The 1488-nt window shown below is 64.2% G+C and carries 2 protein-coding genes; both read right to left on the bottom strand.

Annotated elements, in window-relative coordinates; translation table 11 throughout:
• Positions 1-196 precede the first annotated feature (196 nt).
• Complete coding sequence (locus EN939_RS33885) at positions 197-655, bottom strand: PaaI family thioesterase (RefSeq protein WP_013530371.1); 459 nt, start codon at positions 653-655, stop codon at positions 197-199.
• A gap of 126 nt (positions 656-781) precedes the next feature.
• Positions 782-1488, bottom strand: a 707-nt coding sequence (locus EN939_RS33875) for an RsmB/NOP family class I SAM-dependent RNA methyltransferase (RefSeq protein WP_164751501.1), incomplete at its 5' end; no start/stop codon positions are given.

Genomic DNA, 1488 nt, shown 5'->3' with positions numbered 1-1488 from the left:
CCGCCATAACGAAGAGGACGTCCTTGCCCGACAGGCGCGAGATTTTATCGGCCATGATGATTTATTCCTCTCCGCCCGATCATCTGCTTATCTGCACCGCCGCTCGCCGGGACCCGCTGCCTCCGGCAGCTCCCGGCGTTCGTGGCCTTTCATCGTGCCACCGGCACGATGAATTCGCCTGCGGCGAACCGGCCACTCACCCTTCAATCCCATCACGCCCGACCACCGTCATCATGGTGCCAGTCATGGTGGCGATCAGCTTGGCCTCGCCGTCGGCGGCAAAGGCGTAGGCCTGGCCGTCGGCGACGATGATGGTGCGGCCGGGCTTCGTCACCGAGCCGCGGAACAGGAAGCGCTCGCCCCTGCCCGGCGCCAGGAGGTTGACCTTGAACTCGATGGTCAGCACGCCGGAGTTTTCCGGCATCAGCGAAAAGGCGGCATAGCCGCAGGCCGAGTCCAGCGCCGTCGAAATGACACCGGCATGGAGGAAGCCGTGCTGCTGGGTCAATGCCGCCGAATAGGGCATCTCGATCTCGATAATACCGGGCGTCACCAGCGTCAGTTCGGCGCCGATCGTGGCCATCGCCTTCTGACGCGCGAAGGAGGTCCTGACGCGATCCTCATAGTCCGGGGCGGGTACGATCTTTGCTGCCATTGCCGCTGCCTTCCTTTACGCGGATAAGCTTATTGCAGAGGCATGGACGGCAGGCAAATGCTTTTGCTGCACTGCACAATCGACCTGGCCTGCCGGCCGGCGCCACGCGTCCGTCAGGAATAGGATTCAGGCCGATCTGCGTAACGCACAGAGATAAAACCCATCGGTGCCGCTGAGCGCCGGCGACAGCGAGATGTCGCCTCTGGCGCCGATGCGTGCGGCTGCCTCATGGCCGGGAAAACGGCTGTCCCAGAGCTGGCGGTGGTCGACGGGAACAAAGCCGCTGTTACGGTCCCGAAAGGCCGCGATCTGCTCACCGTTTTCCTCATCAAACACCGAGCAGGTGATGTAGACCAGCAGGCCGCCTGGTTTGACATAGACTTTGGCCGCATCGAGGATCGCCGACTGCTCGCCCTTGCGTGCATCGAGCTGCCTTTGCGTCAGCCGCCATTTGGCATCGGGACGGCGCCGCCAGGTGCCGCTGCCGGTGCAAGGCGCGTCGACCAGCACGATGTCCATGTGGTTGCCGAGCGGCGCGAGTTCGGCCGGCTTGGTGACGATCTGGACATTGCGGTTTTCAGAGCGGCGGATGCGGTCGAAGATGGGCGCCAGCCGTGCTTTTTCGGCATCATGGGCAAAGATCTGGCCGCGATTTTCCATCGAAGCCGACAGTGCCAGCGTCTTGCCGCCGGCGCCGGCGCAAAAATCCAGCACCTGCATGCCGGCTTCGGCCCCGGCAAGGGCGGCCGCGATCTGCGAGCCTTCGTCCTGGACCTCGAACCAGCCCTTCTGGAAAGCCGGCTCGGCCTGCACGTTCGGGTGCCGGCCGTCGC

It is taken from the genome of Mesorhizobium sp. M7A.F.Ca.CA.002.05.1.1 (assembly GCF_003998335.1).
Classification (GTDB): domain Bacteria; phylum Pseudomonadota; class Alphaproteobacteria; order Rhizobiales; family Rhizobiaceae; genus Mesorhizobium.
The sequence above is the reverse complement of the archived record's forward strand: the minus strand, read 5'-3'. Positions and strand labels throughout refer to the sequence as shown.